We start from the raw sequence: 19276 nt of genomic DNA on the forward strand, positions 1-19276 counted from the left end.
TGGTGGAGGTTGGGTCCTCCTCCGGGGCAGGGGAGGACCCAACAGGTTGGCAGGTGGGCTAGCAGTCGCCCTGAGCCTGGGTGTCGCAGCCGTTGTCGGTGTCACCGCTGGCCGGCGGAGCGCCGTCTCCCTGCTGGATGGTGACGTCGAGGTCGAACGTCGAGGTGTCTGCCGTCGAAGCCATGGGCTTTCTCCTGTCGTAGCGGAACGCGTTGTGCCTGGGTCAGGGGTAGCTGACGTGCTGTTCACTCCGTCTCGGGTTACCCGTACAGCATCCGCCTGCTGAAGGCACGATGGGGGAGCACGCTGTGCGTGCCCACACCGTGCCCACACGCTGACCGAGAAGGGACCTCCTGGTGGAAGCGCCATCCCTGCCGCTACCGGATCTGCTGAAACACCTCCGGGCGCGTGCCGACATCACTCAGCAGCAGTTGGCGGATAAGCTCAGCGCCATCACCGGCACGTACACCATTACCCGGCACGAGATCGGGCGATGGGAGCAAGGCCGTGTCCGGCCCACTTCCTGGCTGCCCCCACTGGCAGACGCCCTCGATGTGGGCAGGGAGGTGCTGGAGAACGCCCCTGATAGACCCGGGAAGAAAGGGCGAGGATCTCGCCCCGTCCCGGAGGACGACATGGAGCAGGTGAGCGAGGTGCTTCGTCGGACGTTCCTGCAGCGAGGAGTCGCAGCAGCCGCGGTCTCCGCCCTGGACACACCTGACGACCTGCGGGTCGTCCAAGCCCTCAACATCGTTGGTGCCGACCATCTCGGCAGTGTGGTGGACGGTTTGGGCGAGCTCATTGACCACTACACCCAGACGATCGGCGCCCTTCCGCCTGCGGACGTGTACGACGAGCTGCTCACTGTCCGGTCGTATGCCACTGGCCTGCTCGCCCACGCCGGAACTACCCGGCCGAGTACTGAACTCGTCCTGGCCACAGGGTGGCTCTCGCACCTTCTGGCCGTTGCCGCATGCGACATGGGGGAACACGCGGCCGCTCGCGTGTGGTGCTCTGACGCCGAACGCCGAAGCAGGGAAACTGGGTATTCAGAGCTGGAGGCGTGGGCGACTCTCACAAAGGCCATGATCGCCTGGTATCAGGGACAACCTCGCCAGTCAGCCACACTGTCAGCACGCGGCCAACAGGTCATCGCCAAAGGGACCATCGTCTACGCCAAACTGGCTTCCCAGGAGATGCGGTCCGCGGCGATGGCCGGTGATGTCGACGGGATGAGTCGCGCCCGACGTACGGCGGTTGCAGCGATCGCTGCACTTCCTGCCGATACCCCTACGAGCGGGGCCTTGTCCATCGCGCTAACGGACGATCCGCCCTACACCGCCACATCTCTTCTCTATGTCGGCCGCTACCGGGAAGCCGTCACCACCACCAACCGCGTCATCGAGACCGTCTACCAGCCAGAAGCCCGCCAGAACGGTGGACATCCTTCCGGATACGCCCGATCCCTGCTGATTCTCGGACTGGCCCAGGCTGCCCTGGGCCGACTGGATGAGTCGATAGCCGCCGGCCACGCCGCGTTGGAAGGAAGACGACCTGTCTGGCCCACGATGGTGCTCGCCGACAAGCTCGACAAGGTTCTGGCCCAGCAATACCCTGGCGCCCGCCAGACCGTTGAATACCATTCCCGCTACATGGAAGCGCTCGACACTCCGGCTGCGCATCAGCTGCAACTTCCGCGGGCAAAGGAGCGTCAGTGACCGACTTCAGCCTCGACCACATCGCCGACATCACCGCCTTCGTGGACATCCAGGCTTCTCCACCCGACGACAAGCCCACTGCGCTCTTCCTCTTCGGCACCAACCAGGCCCCGCCAGTTGAGATCGCGGCCGAGCGCCACCACGCCGGCCTCGCCCCAATGATCATCGTGACCGGTGGGGTGAACCGGCACAACGGGATTATCGAAGGCCGCACCTTCCAGCGGCTCCTCCTTGAGCGCGGCGTACCCGAAGACGTCATCCGCTGCGAAGACCACTCTGCCAACACGTGGCAGAACGTGGAACTTGCGCTGCCTTTCCTCCTTGAGGCCATCAAGTCCGGCCTGACGGTCACGGCGGTGTCGAAGTGGTTCCACCGGCGCTCGATCCACATACTCAAGACCGTGTTCCCCGACATCGGACCCTTTCACGCCATCGGCTGGGAACCGATCTACGATGACCAGGCTGTGACCAGGTCATCTTGGCCACACGTCCCGGGAGGCAAACGGCGGGTGCTCAGGGAATGGGATGAGGTCTCCCGCCGGATCGAGGAAGGAAGCCTCGCCGGACTACAGCATGACAATGGCAGCTGGCGGTGAAGAAGCTCCGGCGCCCCTTCAACGTGCTGAGGGGTTGCTGACGGCACTTACAACCGACTTGCGTTCGGACCGTTACGGCGGGGCTTGGACGGCCGGACCGTGCTCATCGACGTCTTCTGCATGGACGGCGCCGCCCTGTACGGCCAGATCCTCAAGGACGCCACCGTCGTCCATGAACGCCTCCCGCACAGCCGCTACGCCCTGGACATCCCCTACATCGCCCGCGAAAGCACCGCCGAGGAGATCACCACCCTCCGAACCGCCTGGACCACCGGCACCTGAACAAACCAGACCACAGCAGAGAGTCGGGCTTTCTTCACCCGTACTGCCTATTAGCGCCGAGTGGTTCGGAAATGACTGGTTCCGTGATTGTGATATGGGTTACATCGCTTCTGATGTAGATTTCGCGTTCTAGGTGGCGCGCCATCACAAACTCTACGATGATCAATAGGTGTACTGCCCCCGACCGACGTACCCGGCGGAAGAGCCGCGTACGGGCGACCTGGGAGTCACACGCTCTGGCATGTTCTACTCGCCGATTTGGACTGATCATGAGAGGTCTCGGATGCCGACGGAGCACATCGAGGCTCCCAGAGAGGTTCCTGATCGGCAGCAGCCTGGTCGGCGACTCTGCGCGATTCTGCTCAACCCCGCCCTGCGGTCGATGGCGACCACGATCACCTATCGGAACGTGGAGGCGGCCTTGCAATTGGTCAGCTGTACGGAATTGGCCCTCACGAACCTGCTGGACCTGGCGACGAAGGACGCCCCGGAGCTTAACCGGAGCACGATCAGCAACCAGGGCATCGAAGCTGCACGAGACCAGATTTCGCAGGCCCTGCTTGGCGCGGATGAGGTGCTGCTTGCCTGGGGCACGGGCGGTATGACGGGGCCGGTTCGAACCGTGCTTCGTGCTCAGACCGAGTGGCTGTTCGATGCGCTGAAGGAGCGGAGAATCGGCCATGTATGGACGATCACCGACAAACCGCGCCATCCCTCCCGCTGGCGGCAGTACGTGGGGCCGGAGAAGCAGAGAGTCACGGGAGATACCTTCGAGGAGCGTCTCTCCAAGGTTCTGATCAAGACCTCGCTCAGCAGCGCAGCAGGTCGCGTGATTTTTGATCGCGCCTTCTGACCTGCCCTGGCACAGACGCAGACCCGGCAAAGTCTTGTTCAAGATTGACCGGGCGGTTACTCTCGCCGCAAGCGAGGTGGCCGGGGCGATGGGGAGATTGGGCGGATGGCGCTGGGCCCGGAGGAGCGTCTGGGACGCTACGGCGAAGCGTTCGTGACCGCTATTGCCGAGTCGGCTGGTCTCACGGTGCTCAGCAAGCGGCCTGCGGACTTCTATCTGGTGGACCTTGAGATCGGACACCCTGGCCCTCGTGGCCGGATGCGCACGCCGATCCTGAACGTGCAAGTGAAGTGCACTCAGAATGCCGTCGTAACTGACAATCTCGTCCAATACAAGATCAAGGCCAGGTACTACAACGATTATGTCCGACCTTGCCATGAGTTCGGCAATCCGATCTTTGTCGTAGTGGTAGTCGCACCCAAAGAGTTCGAAAATTGGGCGGACGTCAGTAGAGATCGGCTGGTTCTACGCGAAGCTGCCTACTGGACCTGTCTTCACGGAGAGAAGCCGAGCAGCTCGTCGGGCGATTCCAAGGTCCGGGTAACCTGGCAGCGAGATGATGAACACCTGCTGGACAAGAAAACCCTCCTGGCGATGTTTGATCATGCGGAGCGGATGAGGTACAGCAGGGAGGGGGTGTTCCAAGTATGACGTCCCCGTGGTTGTTGACGAGCGATGCCGATCTCAGTCCGGAGCCCATTCGAATTTACCTTCGAGCGCATGGCTGGCATCTCTTTGAAGAGCAACCTCGCACCGAAGTATGGGCAACGACCGTCGATGGAGAACAGGCCGAAGTGGTCGTACCCAAGCACACCAGGCTGTTCGACTATGAGAAGCTCGTCCATCGGCTGCTGGAGGACCTGGAAGTCTACGAGGAACGCAGTATCCCCCAGATACTGATGGATCTCACTACAGCCGTTGTCGATCGTCACCAGGTTCGGCTGCAGCCCACTGGTGTGCCATCAGGCGTCATTTCGATGAGCGACGGCACCAAAGCGTACGCCAGTTTTCGCGATCTCTTCCTGAGTGCGGTCTACCGTGCCTCATTGGCGCAAAGCGGACAACCGCTTCAGCCGGTGGAACCTTCCCGAAAGCCGGACCGGATCTACAGCTTTCTCAATGCGATCAGGCTCTTGGCACCGACCTCCGGTAGCTATGTGTTGACCGCAGAGGTCCCGCTTGCCGGAACAGGACCGGAGCAGTTGCCCTTGGATGTCCCAGATCGGGTCACCGGAATGCTCCCGCCACGCCGCGTGTCTGTAGCCCTGCAGGAAGGGACTCAAGGGGCATGGAAGGCGGCTCAGGAATACCTTCTCGGAGGCAGTCGGGATCTCGAGGTATTTGAGAGCTTTGCGAACGAGACCTGGGGCCTAACAGCCAATCTATGCGAGGCCCTGGTAGAAATCTCCTCAAAGGGTCGGGTCCCCTTTAGCCTGAGGGTCGCCTACGCCACCCAGTGGGAACACGACCACCCGGCTCCCCTGCTCGAGTTCGACGCCGAGTTGATTGATGCCCTTCAGGCTGGCGCTGAGTTTCTGCGTGGGCGGTTCACCAAGTCAGAGGTGCTCTTCCGCGGGACCGTGGCTCAGTTGGACCGCGCGCCCACCCAAGGGCCCGGCGGAGCGGTCCTGCTTATCCGACCCGAGGCCGAGCCGAGGGCCAAGCGTCGGCGAGCCCACGTCGATCTAGACGAAGCTCGGTACAACCTGGCGATCAATGCACACCAAGATGGCAGGGAACTGCTCGTTCAAGGTGACCTCGTTTATGAAGGGAACCGTTGGCGTCTGCTGCGGATCCAGACCTTCCAGCTCGAGGAACCATTCGACTGATCCTTCCCACCCGGTCGTATTTAGGGGTAGCAGTGTTCGGCAGGAATGCCGCGGTCATGGTGAGGAAGTAGGAGATCTGTGGTCAGTGGGGCCAGTCAAGTCGAGGGAGAAGACGGCCCTTCCAGGATACGGCTGGAGGATCTCCTGCCAGGGGCGGTCGTCGTCGGACTCGCTGCTGGCCGCCGTTGCACGGTGGTGCGGGCGGATTTACGGGGGAGCAACGCTGTGGAGGTGGTGTTCCAGGATGAGAAAGGCGCCTACGACACGGTCATTCTCTACCGGGAGCATGAGAGCAGGTTGCGCCTCGCCAAGCAGGAGAGTAAGCAAACCTTCGAGGGAGATCCGCATGCCTTCCGATTGGCTGCGGAATCGCTCCGGCTGCGGATGGCAGGCCTGTTTGATCCCATGCTCGCTGTTGCGACATCGGAACTCGAGCCTCTGCCTCACCAAATTCGGGCCGTGTACGGTGAGCTCCTGCCCCGAACTCCCCTCCGCTTCCTCCTTGCAGACGACCCTGGCGCTGGGAAGACGATTATGGCTGGGTTGTATATCAAGGAGTTGCTCCTCCGGGGTGACCTTGAGCGCTGCCTGATCGTCGCACCAGGCTCGCTGGTTGATCAGTGGCAGGCCGAGCTGATGGAGAAGTTCGATCTGCAGTTCGAGATACTTGCCAGAGGGGTCGGAACGCAACTCCCTCCCCAGTTGATCGCGCGGATGGACCAGCTGGCCCGAACTGATGACCTGCGAAGCCTCGTCACCCGCACCGACTGGGACCTGATCATCGTGGATGAGGCTCACCGTATGTCGGCGCACTGGTATGGCGGCGAGTTGAAGACCACCCGGCGCTACCAGTTGGGACAGGCTCTCGGTCAGTGCGCCCGCCACCTGCTGCTCCTGACCGCCACCCCGCATGCGGGCAAGGAGGAGGACTTCCAGCTTTTCCTCGGTCTGCTGGATCCCGACCGGTACGCGGGAAGGTATCGGCAAGGGGTTCATGAGGCTGACTATGAGGGCCTCATGCGTCGCATGCTTAAGGAGGAGTTGCGCACCTTCGAGGGCAAGCCTTTGTTCCCTGAGCGGCGGGCGTACACCGTGCCTTACCGGCTGTCTCCCTTGGAGAGGGAGCTATACGAAGCGGTGACCTCCTACGTGCGGGTCGAGATGAATCGGGCTGACCGCCTGAGGCAAGCGGGCGACTCCCGGCGGGGCAATACCGTGGGCTTCGCCCTTACCGTCCTGCAGCGCCGCCTTGCTTCCAGCCCTGAAGCCATCCTGAACTCCCTCCGCCGGAGGCGAGAGCGCTTAGCACTCCAGCGGCAGGAACTCCTAACGGGTCGTCCTTCCGTGGTACCAAACGAGACGGCGGAAGGCATCTTCGGTTCCATCAGCAGAGATGATGCCAAAGACTTCGAAGCTCGCCTGGATGACCTGGGCGGGGAGGAGCTGGAGAAGCTGGAAGAGGAGGTAATCGATGCCTCGACAGCAGCGCGCACTGTAGAAGAGCTTGACGCTGAGCTCATCAGTCTGGGCGCCTTGGTGGAGCTGGCGGCCCGCGTCCACCGTTCAGGCCAGGATCGCAAATGGTTGGAGCTGAGTCGGCTCCTTCAAGACGACGAAGAAATCCGCGACTCCAGCGGCCTACCCCGCAAGATCATTCTGTTTACCGAACATCGTGACACTCTGAACTACTTGGTCGCTCGTGTCAGGGCCCTGCTGGGTAGCACAGAAGCGGTGAAGTCTATCCACGGCGGCGTCAGCCGGATGGAACGGCTACACGTCCGAGAAGTGTTTACTCAGGATCATGAAGTACGCGTGCTGGTGGCCACCGACGCTGCCGGCGAAGGCCTCAACCTGCAAGCCGCCCACTTGATGGTCAACTATGACCTCCCCTGGAACCCGAACCGACTGGAGCAGCGGTTCGGCCGGATCCATCGCATCGGCCAGCAAGAGGTCTGCCATCTGTGGAACCTGGTCGCGATCGAGACCCGGGAGGGCGCGGTCTTCCAGCGCCTGCTCGACAAGCTGGACAAGCAACGGGAGGTCTACCGGGGCAGAGTTTTCGACGTGCTCGGTGAGGCCTTCGAGGAGCGCCCCCTTCGGGAATTGCTGCTCGAAGCCATCCGGTACGGTGACCAACCTGAGGTCAAGGCGAAGCTCAACGAGATCATTGACCGCAACGTTGGAGAGGGCCTGGAAGAGCTCCTCGCGAAGGAGGCACTCCACCACGACATGCTCAGCGAGCAGAACGTCGCCGAGACCAGAGCCCAGCTCGAAGAAGCCCGGGCTCGGCGATTGCAACCCCACTATGTGGAGGCATTCTTCCGTGCAGCCTTTCACCAATTTGGTGGTCGGCTTGCGGAGCGTGAAGGTGGCCGTTCGGAGATCAGCAACGTTCCCGCCATCCTTCGAGAACCGGGAAGAGCGCTGGGCCGAGGCTCCCCGGTGCTCCGCCGGTACGAGCGCGTGGTTTTTGAGCGCAGCAGACGCAGATTTTCAGGCAGGCCGGATGCGGCTCTACTAGCCCCTGGCCACCCACTCGTCGATGCTGTCGTTGCCCTCACTATCGAGCGGCACGCCCACACCCTGCGCAGCGGGAGCGTCCTCATCGACAGGGCCGACCTCGGGACCACGCCGCATCTGCTGGTCGCCGTCACCCAGCAGATCGTAGATGGCCACCCCAAGCCCCGGACGATTGACAAACGCTTCGACTTCGTGGAGCTGAGACCCGATGGCTCAGCCGTACCCGCCGGCCCAGCCCCCTACCTCGACTACGAAGCTCCTGAGCCGGATGAATCAAGCGTGGTCGCCAGACTCACCATCGAACTCCGAGCTGAGCCGTGGCTGACGGGCGGCTACGAAGAGGTCACTCTGACCTGGGCGATTGAGCAGGCCGGACCTGACTACCTCTGTGAGGCACTTTCACGTGTACGACCTCGCGTGCAGAAGCATCGGGAACAGGTCACCCAGCGGCTGACCTTGGAGGCGGACTATTGGTACGCCCGCTATCTGGAGCTGATCGATGGCGAAGATAGCGGGAGGAGCCAACGGCTCAAGCCCGAAACCGCTCAGCGACGAGCCCGAGAACTTGAGGCCCGGCTGGAGCGCCGTCTCCGTGGCTTGGCGCAAGACGAAGAGCTGAGGCTTCGTCCACCTCAGGTGGCAGGTGGCGCACTGATTCTTCCGCAGGGCCTGCTCAATCAGGCCCAAGGGGCTGGGGATCGCGACAGGGTCTTCGCGGCCAGGGAGCAAGAGGCCATTCGGGCTGTAGAACGGCGGGCTGTCGACGCAGTCGTCGCAGCCGAGCACCGTCTAGGCCGAGTGCCGGAAGAGATGTCCACCAACCACAGGGGCTTCGACCTCCGTTCCTGGAGCCCCGGCGGTGAAGAGCTTCTTCACCTGGAGGTGAAGGGCCGGATCTCTGGGGCTCAAGACTTCACCGTGACTCGGAACGAGGTTCTCCACGCCAAAAACGCTGGAAATCGCTACCGCCTGGCGCTGGTTCGGGTTTCGCCGCGGGGCCCCTCCCACGATGAGATTCGGTATCTGATCGAACCCTTCGCCGAGACCAACACCGACGATTTCAACGTCACCAAGTTTGTCTTCCACTGGGATCGCATGTGGGCGCGCGGTGGACCCCCCTGTTGAACTCGTCGACCTGTCAACCGCCCCTGTTTCCCGGGAAGACTTGGCAGGTCGTCAGTCCTACGCCCTACTCTGATACGTGGACCACGAGCCGGGCTCTCACCGAGTTCGATCGGTGCCGCACCAGCCACTTAGCCGAAAGTCGGGCCCTGCATGTCGAGCACGCTCAAGCGTAAGTTGATCGAGGTCTCCCTCCCGCTGGAGATCATCAACAAGGAGTCCGCGCGCGAGAAGTCGATTCGGCACGGTCACCCGTCCACACTGCATCTATGGTGGGCCCGCCGTCCACTGGCGGCCTGCAGAGCGGTCCTCTTTGCACAGCTCGTCGACGACCCATCAGCTCACCCGGACCGGTTTCCTACGGAGGAGGATCGGGAGAAGGAGCGCAAGCGACTGTTCCGGCTGATCGAACGACTGGTGGTCTGGGAGAACACCACCGATCCGGTGCTCCTGAAGGAAGCCCACGAGGAGATTCTTAAGTCGACGGGGGGTAAGCCCCCTACGATCCTTGACCCCTTTGCAGGTGGTGGCTCTATCCCGCTTGAAGCTCAGCGGCTCGGTTTAGAGGCGTATGCTTCTGACCTCAATCCCGTTCCAGTTCTGATCAACAAAGCATTGATCGAAATCCCGCCAAAATGGGTCGGTCGGCCTCCAGTATTCCCTGGAGCAGCCGACGAGGTAGGAGTGGACGCGTGGCCGAACGCAACTGGGCTGGGTGAGGACGTCCGCCGCTATGGCCAGTGGATGCGCGAGGAAGCCGAGAAGCTGATCGGCAAGCATTATCCTAAGGCGATTCTAGCCGATGGGACCGAAGGCAACGTCATCGCTTGGATCTGGGCGCGAACTGTGACATGCCCGAACCCTGCCTGTGGCATTCAGATTCCGCTTACCAAAACATGGTGGTTGAGCAAGAAGAAGGGGAGGGAAGTATTCGCTATACCTGTCATAGAAGGCCGCGTCGTGAGTTTCAAGCTTAGTCAAGAGATTAAGCGGGGACCCTCGAAGGCACAGGATGGCACCGTTGGCCGGACGGGGGTGACGTGCATTGCCTGCGGGAACAATTCCGCTCTGGCGCACGTACGAGCGGCAGGCAAGGCTGGTCTAATCGGTCACCAGCTCATGGCAATTGTTGCCGAGAACAGGAGAGGGCGCGCTTATCTATCGCCGACTGAAGAGCAGGAACTCGCGGCCCAAATCGATCGACCGGAAGATATTCCGGAGACCGAGCTTCCCGAGGCCGCGCTAGGTTTTAGGGTTCAAGGCTACGGTATGACGCATCATTCGGACCTGTTTACGAATCGGCAACTAATCTTGCTGGCTACATATAGCAAGCTGGTAGGAGAAGTCGCGAGCAGAATTGTGGCGGACGCGATTGCGGCTGGTTATGGTGATTTTGATGCCGAAGAGCGCGCTCGTGCTGTTGGTCTATACCTAGCTCTTGCTGTTAGTAGAACTGCAGACCTCAATAACTCCTTGGTTACGTGGTCAAACAGCCGCGATCAAGCAAGAAACCTGTTCTCTCGTCAAGCGATCCCCATGGCGTGGGACTTCGTCGAGGTCCACCCTTTCGCAAAGGCCGCCGGGGATGTTGGTATATCGGTTGAGACGGCTGCGAAAGTTCTTGCGCAGTTGCCATCGAGATCAGTGGGCAAGGCTGAGCGAGCTGACGCATCTACTCGAAGCTATGATGGCTGCCTGGTTGCAACAGACCCACCATATTATGACAATATTGGATATGCTGATCTGGCCGACTTTTTCTATGTCTGGCTGCGTCAATCTGTGATTTCGATATACCCAGAAGAAACAAGTACGATGCTCACGCCAAAGGCAGATGAGCTAGTTGCCGATGCAATGAGATTTGGCGGCGACAAGCTTAAGGCTGAGCAGCATTTTGAAGAAGGATTTGTGAAGGTGTTTTCTCAAATCCGGGAGTCTGCCCCATTTGACATCCCCATTACGGTCTTCTATGCGTTTAAGCAGGCAGAGGGAGATGCCGACGGCGTTGCGTCGACCGGATGGGAGACAATGCTAGCTGGACTGGCAAGAGCTGGGTTCAGCGTCACGGGGACATGGCCAATTAGGACCGAAAGATCAGGTCGCTCTCGGGACAACGAGAGCAACGCCCTCGCCTCGTCAATAGTCCTAGCCTGCCGCCCCCGACCGGAGGATGCGGGGACCATTAGCGCAAAGGTCTTCCTAGACTTTCTCCGGGATGAACTCCCGGACGCTCTCAACAAGCTGCAGCAGGGGGCCATCGCGCCGGTGGACCTCGCACAGGCAGCGATTGGGCCGGGCATGGCAGTGTTTTCACGATACGCGGCAGTCATCGAGGCGGACGGTAAGCACATGCTGGTGCGTACCGCCCTCAAGCTGATCAACCAGATCCTCGATGAAGTCCTCTCTGAGCAGGAGGGCGACTTCGATGCCGAGACTCGGTTCTGTGTGAAGTGGTTCACTCAGTACGGCTGGAACGACGCTGACTCAGGCACCGCAGACACGCTGTCACGGGCGATGAACACAACCGTGGAGGCGGTGGAGCGAGGCAGTGTGTTCCGCGCGAAGGCGGGACGTGCCCGGCTGTTAGCCTTCGAGGAACTCTCGGCAAACTGGAACCCGCTGACTGACGATCGGATCAGCCTGTGGGAGGTGGTCCTCCGCCTGGCCAAGGCCTTAGCCGAAGTTGGCGGACAGGAAGCGGCCCGGCTAATGGCGCTGGCACGCCAGCGCGTGGACCTGGACGCGGCTCAGGAACTCGCCTACCTGCTGTTCAGCCTCTGTGAGAAGCGCAACTTAACCCAAGACGCGATCCTGTTCAATGGTCTGGGCCAGTCCTGGTTTGACCTCACCTCATCCTCCCTCAAGCTCGCGGCCACCCTCCCGAAGCCGGTCCAGGGCCAGCTTGACCTCATGGAACTGGGTGATTGAGCAGTCGTGGCGTCAACAAGGAGAACCGTGGCCGAGACGAGCGTCGCATACTGTTGTGAGATGCGTCACTTTCGGTTGGTTTTGTCTGGGATCATTGGGGTTGGAGGCTGACGAAAGCGAGGGGTCGAGTTGGCGGGGATGAGCAACAAGGCGCGGGTCCAGGAAGGCTTTACTGTGTTGGCCGAGGGCCTCGAGCCCTTCGTGGACGAGGTGATGTCGGCTGCTGCCCAACCGCCAGACGCTGACTGGGTGAAGTTGCTCGAGGCTAGGGATGTCGTCAAGTTTGGCACCAACCGTAGTTACGCCAAGAACGACCCCCAGGTCCAGCTTCGTATGATCACCGAGGAGTGGCGGGCGGGCTTCAAGGACCGGTTATCCCGTGCTGACCAGTCACTCGCCTCGTTGCTCCGTGGTCACCGTGACCGTCTCGCACACAACCAGTCGTTCAGCGCGGATGACACCACCCATGTACTCGATCTGATCGAGCGGCTGTTGATTGCTGTCAACGACGTGACGCGTGCGGGGGCCGTACGGAAGCTGCGCCGTGACCACGAGCGTGCGCAGTACGAGGCAGAGACTCGTAGGGCGGTTAGAGAGGCGCACTCCTTCTCGGGAGTGCTGGGCGAGTCTGCCGGATTGACCCTCAAGCCCTGGCGGAAGGTAATCCAGCCCCATGCCGACGTTAGCTCCGGGAGGTTCAAGCAGGCAGACTTCGCCGCAGACCTCTACGAGGTGGCCGAAGGCGCGGAGGAGACTGAGTACTCCGACCCGGTCGCCTTCTTCCAGCGGACCTACCTCACAGAGGGTATGAAGAAGCTGCTCACCAACACCGCGCGACGGCTGAGCGGAGATGGAAGCGCGGAGCCGGTCATCAACCTGATGACCAACTTCGGTGGCGGCAAGACCCATTCCATGCTCGCTCTCTATCACCTGGCCTCGGGATGCCCTCTGGCCGATTTCCCCCAGGAAGTTCAAGACCTGCTTTCTGAGTTGCCTATGCCCACCAAGCCGGTGAGGCGGGTCACTCTGGTCGGCACGGAGATCGCCGCTGCGAGTGGCGTAGAGCACAAGGATGCGCAAGGGACGGTTCGCGTACGGACTCTATGGGGAGAGCTCGCCTGGCAACTCGGAGGCCGGGCCGCCTACGAGAAGATTCGCGTGGACGACGAGGCTGGGACCAATCCCGGTTCGAAACTCCGTGAGCTAATCAAGGAGTACAGCCCGTGCCTGATTTTGATCGACGAGTGGGTGGTGTATGCACGCCAGCTCTTCGCGCGCGATGACCTCGACGGTGGCACCTTCGAAACTCAGCACGCGTTCGCGCAGACGCTCACTGGAGCGGTCAAAGCAGCTCCGGGTGCTCAGCTGGTGGTCTCGATCCCGGCCTCGGAGAAGTTGGTCGGCACGGATATTGAGGATAGCGATTCCGGGGTCAGCGACACCGAGGTCGGGGGGCTCCACGGCCGCAAGGCCTTGATCATGCTGTCGAAGGTGATCGGGCGGACGGATTTCAACTGGCAACCGGCTTCACCCACCGAGATCTTTGAGATTGTCCGCCGGCGGCTGTTTACCGAGCCGGGTGCCGACGGTCGAGCGGACATCGCGTTCGTGGCTCGCGCCTTCGTCGACTACTATCGCGGTCACACCGGAGAGTTCCCGCGGGACTGCAGCGAGATCGCCTATGAGCGGCGCATTGCAGCCTGCTACCCGATCCATCCCGAGTTGTTTGATCGGCTCTACAAGGACTGGTCGATCCTGGACCGCTTCCAGCTCACTCGAGGCGTACTTCGGGTCATGAGCACGGTGGTGCACGCGATCTGGAACAAGGGGAACGACTCTGATCCGTTGATCATGCCGGGTTCGTTGCCGTTCAACGTGCCGGAGGTCTCTGGTGAGATCACTCAGTATCTGGGTGACCCTTCCTGGCGAACTATCGTCCAGACCGACGTGGACGGGGAGACTTCGGTTCCGGTCCAGATCGACGTGATGCGCACCACATTCGGGAAGCGCTCCCTGACTCGGCGACTGGCTCGCACCATCTTCTTCGGCTCAGCGCCGTTGGCTCAGACCGAGCATCGTGGCATTGAGCGCCAGTATGTCTGGCTGGGCACTGCCGTTCCGGGGGATACCTTGGGCAACTTCGGCTCGGCCTTGGACTTGTTAGCGCAGCGAGCCACCTACTTCTACCCAGAAACGGGCCGGTATCGCTACAACACAGCACCCTCGATCACCAAGAAGGCACAGGATCACGCCGAACGACTCCGCACCGAACCCGAGGTGGTCTGGCAGGAGCTCGTTCGACGCCTTAGCGAGCAGGCCGCTGGTGTCACTCCCATCAAGGTGCACACCGCGCCTGAGGATACTTCCCACGTACCGGACTTCGAAGAAGCCCGGCTCGTGATGCTGCACCCTCGCTACGCCCACGCTAGGGGAGAATCCGACTCCTCCGCACAGGGTTTTGTGGCTGACTGTCTGAAGCACAGAGGCTCAGCCCAGCGGGTGAACATCAACCAGCTCGTGTTTCTTGCCCCAGACAAGAAGCGACTAGAGGAATTGGAAGACGCGGTCCGCTACTTCTTGGCTTGGCGAGATGTGGTGGCTCGCAAGGGACCCGAGGAGTTGAACCTCAACCCTCAGCAGGCCAACATGGCCGAGAACCAACGAGCGGACTTCGATCACACCGTTGATCTTCGGATCTCCACGGCCTATCAGTGGGTCCTCTATCCCAAGCAACAGGAGGCCAACCGTCCCTGGAAGGTCGACGCAATTAAGGCAGAGGGAACCGAGACCAATCTCGGAAAGCGTGTCTATGAGCTCCTCCGCCGTAAGGAAGAGCTGGTGGACCGCTACGGCTCCTACCCGATTCGGATGCATCTGGACGGTCCACTGAAGAAGGTATGGGAGACCGGGCATGTCACTGCTGGCACGCTGTGGGACCTCTACCGCAAGTACCCCTATCTGGACCGCCTCCGCGACCGTTCGGTTTTGGAGGCCGCCGTGCAATCCGCTATGGATCAGGTCTTGTGGGAAACTCAGGGTTTTGCGCTTGCTGAGGGCTATGACCAGGAGGCCGGCGTGTACATCGGCCTCGCCATTCCGCCGCACGATCGCTTCAGCCTCCCCACCGATGGCACTCTCCTCGTCCGCCCGGACGTGGCTGAGGAACAACGTCGCCGCGAGAAGGAGATCGTAGAACGCGAGCGTGAGAAGGATCAGAAGGGCCCCGACCCTAAAGAGGTGGTGCCCGACGGTAGTAGTGACGAAAGTGCCACGGGCAGGGAAACAGGCCGCGAGGGGGGCACCCCACCCCTGCCGGAGCCTGAGCCGAGGGTCGTCCCCAATGCGCGCTTCTTCGGTACTTTTCCAGTAGACCCCGCTCGCGCAAGCCGTGACTTCGGCAGGGTAGCCCAGGAAGTGCTCCAGCACCTACAGTCCCACGCGGGCGCGACATTGACCATCAAGGTTGAGATCGAGGCGGCCCACCCAGAGGGCTACCCCGAAGACAAGGCCCGGACGGTTACGGAGAACGCCAGGACCCTGAAGTTCGAGAATTACGGCTTCGAAAATGAGTAGAGGGTCGAGCACCCGTGTGGGCGGGTACACGAAAATCAGCGGAGGCGGGGAAACCAGATCGTAGCCGGACGCGCAGACACCCGTCCGCGTGAGGAGACAGCGAGAGCAGCTGACCCTACTCAGTGGGCACAGAGCTTGAGTCCCTGGAGGCACACCCGACAACAACCCCAGCTCAGCATTGATCAGCGTACTGGTCGGCGATGGCTTCCTTGTGGCCTCGGGCTGCCCCGGGGCCGCAAGATGGGGCTGCCGGCTCAAGGCCAGTTAGAGCCCGTGCACCTCACCGTGGCCAACCGACGGAAGGGACACCCGTGGCCCCATAGCACCCAGGTGGCAATATCACGTTTGCTGAGGGTCAGTGGCTACAGGTTTATGGTCAAGACCGTATCGGATGATCGATCCTGCTAGGCGATTGACTGAATCGAGCAGTTCCGCAGGTGGCAGCATGAGATCTAGCGCATGCTGGACGATCCCGATTCCAGCACGGTGAATCATGTGATGGTATGGCTTGCTCTCCCCCTTGGCATATACGAGGTGTCCAAGAGGGAGGCCGAGCACAGTGCAGTAGGCAAGTGCTTGGTAGAGATCATCACTATGCCCAGCGGGGGCTGTGGAGATCTTGTACTTGACATCCACTACTGCTGCCGGGTGCTCGGTGCCGTTGGGAGCTGTGACATATCGGATCAGGTCGGGTCGCAGCGGCACCTTCTTTCCGTGGTCGAGGTGATGCTTGCGATCTTGTAGTGCACTGCGCCCGCCGTAGGGGTGGAAAGCTTCGGACAGAGCGACGGTGACGAAGTCCTCAAAGGTCCGCCACATCTCGATCAAGAGGCCGTCCACTCGCAGGGTCCTGCCGTCGTTGAGTTCGCACGATGATCCACTTAGCACGAGTTCCGCGAGCCGCAATGCTGTGTGATACCGAGCATTAAGCCGTGTAGCCCTCCAACGCGGGAGTGGCCTGCCCGGCATCAGCGCTGACACACCTGTCAACCGTGACAGTACATGTCGCAGCATCCTACGGGTGACGACTGTCAGTCCAGGTAGGCGCAGCAGTCGGCCCGTGGCTGCCAGAAGGAGCTGGTTCTCCGCTATGTCCACAGCGAACTCGTCGTAGCGCACTTCGACGGGCAGCAGCAAGCCGTACCGCCGTCTGACCTGGTCAGCCTCACGGATCCGCCCACGGACGAACTGCAGCGAATCCTCCACGGTGTGATAGCTCTGGAGGACGCCCTGACGCAGCGTCCGCTCGGCAGATCGGGCGAAGGCGTGGGCGAGCGCGGGAACGACGTCAGGTTGCTCGCCGACATCGATCTCTTCTTGCCGCCATCCGCGCTGCGACTGGCTGTAGCCGAAAAGGAAGAGCACCCGGTCGATCGGTGTTTTTGGCTTGATCCGGACTGACATGCCGCCAATCGTGGCGGCGCCGATGTACCCATTATCGCGGACCCGCCAGAGCCCGGACCGCGGACCGGGCGTGACCCGTACGGCCTTTGATGCCAGCAACGCCGCAACCTGATCCGATGACAATTCAAAGTCCTGTGGCGGGCCGCCCTCAATGAGGCTGATCACGAGAATCCTCGACGCAGGCTCTCTAGTCCATACCGTTCGGTCACGTTGGTGCCGTCGCCGTAGTGGTGCTCCTCGAGGAGCGGCAGGATCTGCGTACGCCAGACCCGCTCGAACCCCTTCGCGTTGTGATAGATCACTGGACGCATCAGATATGAAGGGCCGATCTTGAAGTCGCGATCCTCGATCCGGGCGTTGAGTTCGTCCAGCAGTTGCGCAGCCTCGTCAGAGAGATTGTGGCGGGCTAGCCAGCGACGTAGCAGGTCTGCTGTCGGCTTCTCCTCGGGATGCAGCTCCATGAAGGCGAATCGCCGCCGCATCGCGGCATCCACTAGGGCGATCGACCGGTCAGCCGTGTTCATCGTGCCGATAATGATCAAATTCCTGGGCAGGGTAAACGGCTTACCCGCCTCATCCGCTGAAGAGTAGAGCAGGTCGATAGCATTGCCCCGGTATTCCAGCAGGAAGTAGAGCTCACCGAAGATCTTCGCGATATTTCCCCGGTTGATCTCGTCGATGACAAGAACGAAGGCCTCGGATGGCCGCTGCCGTGCAGCGTCCACCAACCTGAGTAGCGGACCAGGCAGCGGCTTGAACACCACTCCTTGTCCGTCGGGTGTCTGGACCGGGCGGAACCCCTCGAAGAAATCTTCATAGGCGTACGACGGGTGAAACTGGACCAGCTTCACGTTCTCTGGTTTGCCGCGTGCGACGTGCTGGCCGAGATGCTGTGCGATGAACGTCTTTCCTGTGCCTGGCGGTCCGTACAGGATGAGCTGTGGCCGGTCGCGGAGCAGGTCCACACACTCCTGCAACCACTCCTGATCGATCATCAACTCTTCAACCAGTTCTACCGTGATATCAGGAAGCATGGCCTCCCGCGCTAGAGGCTCGCCCGCCTCCTCCATGACCAGCAGTTCCAAATCATCAAGGAACTCGGTGAGATCGAGCACATCATGCTGGGTGGCTAGCTTGGCGGACATCTCATCCGGTAGATCGGCGAGGTCAACCGGATTGTTCCCGTTTAGCCATTCGACCGGTCTCTGCAGGCTCGCTCGGCTCTCTACGCTCGCACGGATGGCCGTCCCGCCGCGAAGGTGGCCTAGGTAGACCTTCCCGCCCTCGTTGGTGAGTACCAAGTCGTCTTCGCGCATTCGGCTCAGAAAAGCGTAGAATTCTGCGGTCTTCTTCAGCTTGTCGCTGTATGACCCATGAGCATAATCCTCTTCGACCGCCGCTTTGATGGCTTCCCGTGACGCTCCTGGCGGTAGTTCCCGTAGTTTTGCGGCGGGCAATGAGCAAATTCCATCGGTGAGCCATTCATGTAGTGCGCTCTCGCCATGAGAGTTTGAGCCTCGCACCAACCAAGCCCGCTTTGGCCGCTCGGGATCCTCCGCACCATCGAGATCTTCGGCAAGGAGCTGTTGGAGATCTGAGTCGTGGAGTCTACGTGCGGGAGGCGCCGTGCCTAGAATAGTGGGAAGACCGTCATCTTCAAGCATCTGTTGCCACTGCTTGCGCAGCTCTTCGTCGACTCGGGCCGCGTCCGGCAGACATCCGTCGGTGTCCAGCACCCGGTGCCAGCCTTCGGGTCGTTCTCCTTGAAGCCAGTGCACTAGGCGCGCTTCATCGAGACCCGCATATGTCGCGAGGTCGCCGGCCGCGACCCAGTTCCCCTCTGGTACTGCCTCTGCCAGCTGCTTGGCAGATTCGAAGCAGGCCTTGTTTCGTTCCCAGTGCCGATAGCCGCTTCTGGCTGCTTCAAAGAACGGTTTCGGCTGAGGATATGTGGCCAGCGCGACTCGGCCAAGCGGAGTCGCGAACCAGCGACCGTTGGATTTCGTAATCCATCCGCACTTCACTAGGTCGACGCTGTACCACTGGAAGTTCTTCTCCGGCGTCGTGGATCCGGTCGCAGCCTGTTTCCATTCCTCGTCAAGATTTGGAAACTCGTGCTCGACGAGCGCCCATAACTCCCGAGCCCGCATGCCCGCTGGGTATTTCGTTAGGATTCGCATACCCACGAACTGGGCACGAGCTGTCAACTCAGTCCAAGCTGTCACGGCGAGTAGTTCGGTCCTTCCGATCTCGATACTTCCGATCAGGCGTAGATCATCTGATCCAAGTGGTCCAAAGTGATCCAGCTGAGTAGTGTCGTAGCACATGGCGTATGGCTAACTCGCTCAGCGACGATTGCATTGAAGGCCAATCAAATGCGCCTATTTCGAGAGCCCCGCGCGAGGTTCCATCAGCTGCAACTCGCCCCCGAGTTGGGATCGAAGTGTAAGGTCC

The 19276-nt window shown here is 61.1% G+C and carries 12 protein-coding genes; 9 read left to right on the top strand and 3 right to left on the bottom strand.

What is annotated here, in order from left to right:
* Positions 1-58 precede the first annotated feature (58 nt).
* On the bottom strand, positions 59-184 hold the full coding sequence (locus tag RUR_RS24525; protein WP_283137526.1) for a hypothetical protein: 126 nt from the start codon (positions 182-184) through the stop codon (positions 59-61).
* Between the two features lie 172 nt (positions 185-356).
* Here RUR_RS24525 and RUR_RS24530 point away from each other — a divergent pair, with 172 nt between their 5' ends.
* The 9 genes from RUR_RS24530 to RUR_RS24570 all read left to right on the top strand — a co-directional run bounded on the left by RUR_RS24530 (position 357) and on the right by RUR_RS24570 (position 15418).
* Complete coding sequence (locus RUR_RS24530) at positions 357-1718, top strand: helix-turn-helix domain-containing protein (RefSeq protein ID WP_283137527.1); 1362 nt, start codon at positions 357-359, stop codon at positions 1716-1718.
* Positions 1715-2314: a YdcF family protein gene (locus tag RUR_RS24535; RefSeq protein WP_283137528.1), complete on the top strand. Its 600-nt coding sequence runs from the start codon at positions 1715-1717 to the stop codon at positions 2312-2314. The genes RUR_RS24530 and RUR_RS24535 overlap by 4 nt, the downstream gene beginning before the upstream one ends.
* An 84-nt stretch (positions 2315-2398) precedes the next feature.
* A complete protein-coding gene (locus tag RUR_RS24540) occupies positions 2399-2596 on the top strand; it encodes a hypothetical protein (RefSeq protein ID WP_283137529.1) in 198 nt (65 codons plus the stop codon).
* A gap of 283 nt (positions 2597-2879) precedes the next feature.
* Complete coding sequence (locus RUR_RS24545; protein WP_283137530.1) at positions 2880-3449, top strand: DUF1643 domain-containing protein; 570 nt, start codon at positions 2880-2882, stop codon at positions 3447-3449.
* Positions 3450-3554: 105 nt separating this feature from the next.
* The gene (locus RUR_RS24550) at positions 3555-4100 is read left to right on the top strand and encodes a DUF4365 domain-containing protein (RefSeq protein WP_283137531.1); all 546 of its coding nucleotides are present in this window, start codon (positions 3555-3557) and stop codon (positions 4098-4100) included.
* Positions 4097-5278, top strand: coding sequence for a hypothetical protein (locus RUR_RS24555; RefSeq protein WP_283137532.1), 1182 nt, complete (start codon positions 4097-4099; stop codon positions 5276-5278). Before RUR_RS24550 ends, RUR_RS24555 begins: the two co-directional genes overlap by 4 nt.
* A 78-nt stretch (positions 5279-5356) precedes the next feature.
* A complete protein-coding gene (locus RUR_RS24560) occupies positions 5357-8923 on the top strand; it encodes a helicase-related protein (RefSeq protein ID WP_487250723.1) in 3567 nt (1188 codons plus the stop codon).
* A 150-nt stretch (positions 8924-9073) separates the two neighbouring features.
* Positions 9074-11845 carry a DUF1156 domain-containing protein gene (locus RUR_RS24565; protein WP_283137534.1) on the top strand — a complete coding sequence of 924 codons (2772 nt, stop codon included), beginning with the start codon at positions 9074-9076 and terminating at the stop codon, positions 11843-11845.
* 138 nt (positions 11846-11983) lie between these two features.
* Positions 11984-15418 carry a DUF499 family protein gene (locus tag RUR_RS24570; RefSeq protein WP_283137535.1) on the top strand — a complete coding sequence of 1145 codons (3435 nt, stop codon included), beginning with the start codon at positions 11984-11986 and terminating at the stop codon, positions 15416-15418.
* Positions 15419-15757: 339 nt separating this feature from the next.
* On the opposite strand, the gene RUR_RS24575 is transcribed toward RUR_RS24570, so the two are convergent.
* Both RUR_RS24575 and RUR_RS24580 read right to left on the bottom strand, forming a co-directional pair.
* Complete coding sequence (locus tag RUR_RS24575) at positions 15758-16987, bottom strand: McrC family protein (RefSeq protein ID WP_283137536.1); 1230 nt, start codon at positions 16985-16987, stop codon at positions 15758-15760.
* Complete coding sequence (locus tag RUR_RS24580; RefSeq protein WP_283137537.1) at positions 16984-18972, bottom strand: AAA family ATPase; 1989 nt, start codon at positions 18970-18972, stop codon at positions 16984-16986. Before RUR_RS24580 ends, RUR_RS24575 begins: the two co-directional genes overlap by 4 nt.
* Between the last annotated feature and the right edge of the window lie 304 nt (positions 18973-19276).

This window comes from Rhizohabitans arisaemae (assembly GCF_025996515.1).
GTDB classification, from domain to species: Bacteria; Actinomycetota; Actinomycetes; order Streptosporangiales; family Streptosporangiaceae; genus Rhizohabitans; species Rhizohabitans arisaemae.

Bases quoted from the DNA above. Each gene is read 5' to 3' on its own strand.
- RUR_RS24565 (WP_283137534.1), top strand. From the start codon at position 9,074: ATGTCGAGCACGCTCAAGCGTAAGTTGATCGAGGTCTCCCTCCCGCTG.
- RUR_RS24555 (WP_283137532.1), top strand. From the start codon at position 4,097: ATGACGTCCCCGTGGTTGTTGACGAGCGATGCCGATCTCAGTCCGGAG.
- RUR_RS24525 (WP_283137526.1), bottom strand. From the start codon at position 184: ATGGCTTCGACGGCAGACACCTCGACGTTCGACCTCGACGTCACCATC.
- RUR_RS24580 (WP_283137537.1), bottom strand. From the start codon at position 18,972: ATGCGGGCTCGGGAGTTATGGGCGCTCGTCGAGCACGAGTTTCCAAAT.
- RUR_RS24550 (WP_283137531.1), top strand. From the start codon at position 3,555: ATGGCGCTGGGCCCGGAGGAGCGTCTGGGACGCTACGGCGAAGCGTTC.
- RUR_RS24570 (WP_283137535.1), top strand. From the start codon at position 11,984: ATGAGCAACAAGGCGCGGGTCCAGGAAGGCTTTACTGTGTTGGCCGAG.
- RUR_RS24545 (WP_283137530.1), top strand. From the start codon at position 2,880: ATGCCGACGGAGCACATCGAGGCTCCCAGAGAGGTTCCTGATCGGCAG.